The sequence below is a fragment of the Ideonella azotifigens genome, assembly GCF_006519715.1.
GTDB classification, from domain to species: domain Bacteria; phylum Pseudomonadota; class Gammaproteobacteria; order Burkholderiales; family Burkholderiaceae_C; genus Ideonella; species Ideonella azotifigens.
Map to the genome: position 1 here is coordinate 1 of NZ_VIDT01000681.1, position 2,867 is coordinate 2,867.

At 68.8% G+C, this 2,867-nt stretch carries 4 protein-coding genes; 2 read left to right on the forward strand and 2 right to left on the reverse strand.

All coding sequences use genetic code 11. From position 1 onward, the window contains the following. On the reverse strand, positions 1-966 hold a 966-nt coding region (locus FKP22_RS26170; RefSeq protein ID WP_141290795.1), incomplete at its 3' end, for a quinone-dependent dihydroorotate dehydrogenase. A 179-nt stretch (positions 967-1,145) separates the two neighbouring features. Between FKP22_RS26170 and rpiA the strand changes: the two genes are divergently transcribed. Next, positions 1,146-1,808 (forward strand): ribose-5-phosphate isomerase RpiA, encoded by a 663-nt coding sequence (gene rpiA, locus FKP22_RS26175; protein WP_141290797.1) that lies wholly within the window; start codon positions 1,146-1,148, stop codon positions 1,806-1,808. Between the two features lie 137 nt (positions 1,809-1,945). Further along, the gene (locus tag FKP22_RS26180) at positions 1,946-2,140 is read left to right on the forward strand and encodes a hypothetical protein (protein ID WP_141290799.1); all 195 of its coding nucleotides are present in this window, start codon (positions 1,946-1,948) and stop codon (positions 2,138-2,140) included. Between the two features lie 29 nt (positions 2,141-2,169). Here FKP22_RS26180 and FKP22_RS26185 read toward each other — a convergent pair. Next, on the reverse strand, positions 2,170-2,867 hold a 698-nt coding region (locus FKP22_RS26185), incomplete at its 5' end, for an FAD-dependent oxidoreductase (protein ID WP_141290801.1).

Consider the following 2,867-nt stretch of genomic DNA (forward strand, 5'->3'; position numbering starts at 1 on the left):
CACCAGGTCGGCACCGGCGGCCAGCTTGGCGCGGGCGTCCTCGCCGCTCATCACGCCGCCGGCGCCGATGATGGGGAAGCCGGCGCCGAGTTCGCTGCGCAGCGCGCGGATCACCTGGTTGCTCATCTCGCGCACCGGCGTGCCCGAAAGGCCACCGGTTTCCTCGGCGTGGCGCAGGCCCTTGACCGCGTCGCGGCTCAGCGTGGTGTTGGTGGCGATCACGCCGTCCATGCCGTGCTTCTTCAGCGTCGCGGCAATCACGCGGATCTGCGTTTCGTCCAGGTCCGGCGCGATCTTCAGGAACACCGGCACGCGCCGGCCATGCTGCGTGGCCAGTTCGGCCTGGCGCGCCACCAGCGCGCCCAGCAGGCCGTCCAGCGCTTCGTCGCTCTGCAGCGCACGCAAGTTCTTGGTGTTCGGGCTGGAGATGTTGACGGTGACGTAGTCGGCATGCGGGTAGACGCCGGCCAGGCCGATCAGGTAGTCGTCGATCGCGTTTTCGATCGGCGTGCTGGCGTTCTTGCCGATGTTCAGGCCCAGCACGCCGCCGCTGGCGCGGAAGCTGTGGGCGCGGCGCACATTGGCAATGAAGGCATCCAGGCCGTCGTTGTTGAAGCCCAGCCGATTGATCAGCGCCTGCTGCTCGGGCAGGCGGAACATGCGCGGCTTGGGGTTGCCCGGCTGCGCCTTGGGCGTCACCGTGCCGACCTCGATGAAGCCGAAGCCCATTGCGCCAAAACCATCGATGCAGCGGCCGTTCTTGTCCAGCCCTGCGGCCAGGCCCAGCCGGTTCGGGAAGCGCAGCCCGGCAACCGTCACCGGGTCCGCCACTCGGCGCTGTGACCAGGCCAGCCGCGCGGGGGTGTGCTGCAGCCTGGCAATGCTGTCCAGCGTCAGTTCGTGGGCGCACTCCGGATCCAGGCCGAACAGGAACGGGCGGGTCAGGGCGTAGGGAATCAGGGCCATGGACGAGGGCGGGCAATGCGGTGAACGGGGCCGCGATTGTCTCAGACGGTGTGTTCTTGGCGCCCCCAGGGCCGGGCTGCGCCCAGCCCGCCCCCCGTGGGGGTCAAGGAACCTTGGGGCGGCCCTGCGGTTCCTCGCGCCTCGGGGCTTGCCTGGAGGTGGCGGCGATAATCGCGCCTATGACGCAAGACGAATTGAAGGCCCTGGTTGGCCAGGCCGCTTTGGCCTATGTGGTGCCTGGCAGCATCGTTGGGGTGGGCACCGGCTCCACCGTGAACTGTTTCATCGACGCGCTGGCGACGATGAAGGACCAGATCCGCGGCGCGGTGTCCAGCTCGGTCAAGAGCACCGAGCGGCTGCTGGCGCATGGCATCCCGGTGCTGGAAGCCAGCGAGGTCGAATCGCTGCCGGTCTACATCGACGGTGCGGACGAAATCGACCCGCAAGGCAACATGATCAAGGGTGGCGGTGCGGCGCTGACGCGCGAGAAGATCGTGGCCGACCTGGCCGAGCGCTTCATCTGCATCGCCGACGCATCCAAGCTGGTTGACGTGCTGGGACGCTTCCCGCTGCCGGTCGAGGTCATTCCGATGGCCGCCGCCCAGGTCGCTCGCCGCTTTGCCAAGGCCTACGGCGGGCAGGCGACGGTGCGCGAAGGTGTGTTGACCGACAACGGCAACCTGATCCTGGACGTGCGCGGCCTGCAGATCCGCGAGCCGCTGGCGATGGAAGCCGAGGCCACGCTGTGGCCGGGCGTCGTGACCGTGGGCATCTTCGCGCGCCACAAGGCCGCAGTCTGCCTGCTGGGCACGCCAGAAGGTGTGCGCACGCTGCAGTTCTGAACGTCTTCGGCCCAGCAAACCCGGGCTTGCAGGGCCCGTGCATTCCGGCGTTTTCAGGCCGTGGGTGTATCGTCGGGCCGACACCGTTCGCACGATCCCACCGTGCGGGCGTTTTTCTCAGATCAAAGGATTCACTGATGGCCACTCCGAACTATTCCTACGAAAAGCGCCAACGTGAACTTGCGAAGAAGCGCAAGAAGGAAGAGAAAGCCCAGCGCAAGGCCCTGGGGCTGCCGCCGGAACCTGAAGACGGCGAGGCGGAGGCCGGCGCCGAGGGTGGACCCGCAGAAGGCGGCGCACCCGCCGCGGAAGGTGGCTCACCCGCCGCTTGAACAGCCAGGCAGGGCGACTCGCTCTGCCTTCAGCCGCCGCGCCTTGCGGCCCGCGCCACGAAGCGCGCCGGGTCTATCGCATCCAGCAGGCTGGACGACAGTGGCACCGGTGCGCCGGTGATCCACGCAGCCAGCACCTCGCCCAGCAGCGGCGACAAGGTGATGCCGCGCGAACCCAGCGCGGTCAGCAGGTAAAGCCCCGGCACCCGGGGCACCTGCCGGGGTTGCTCCAGCCGGCGATGGCCGACGAGCAGCTCGGCTGGCAGCGGCACCGGACCGGTCACAGGCATGCGGTCATCCGCAGTCAGCCGCCAACCCACGCGACCTCCCAGCGTCGGCGCCATCTGTTCGCGCATGGCCACTTCCGTGTCCGACGCTTCGCGGCCCAAAAGTCGGTCCAGCTGGGCCAGGTTCGCCAGATGATCCACCGCACGCGGTGAGGCGTCACGGTCTGCGTCGTCGCTCAGCTGGTTGGTGGCGCCGCACAGCAGGCCGTTCGGCCCGAGGTCCAGCAAATACGCACCGCTGGCCACCGGATGGGCTGGCGCTGCAAGGCCCAGTGCAGCAGCCTGCTGGCGGTCCAGCTGCGTGACCTGGCCGCGGCGGCGGTTCAAGGTCCAGCTCGTGTGATCGGTCCACGGCGCCAGCAGTGGCAGCGCATCTGCCGCGCCAGCCAGCACCACCACATCGGCCTCGGCCAGGCTCTGGCCTGGCATGTCCTGCGCGT

Coding starts and splice junctions, on each gene's coding strand:
- rpiA (WP_141290797.1), top strand. CDS start 1,146: ATGACGCAAGACGAATTGAAGGCCCTGGTTGGCCAGGCCGCTTTGGCC.
- FKP22_RS26180 (WP_141290799.1), top strand. CDS start 1,946: ATGGCCACTCCGAACTATTCCTACGAAAAGCGCCAACGTGAACTTGCG.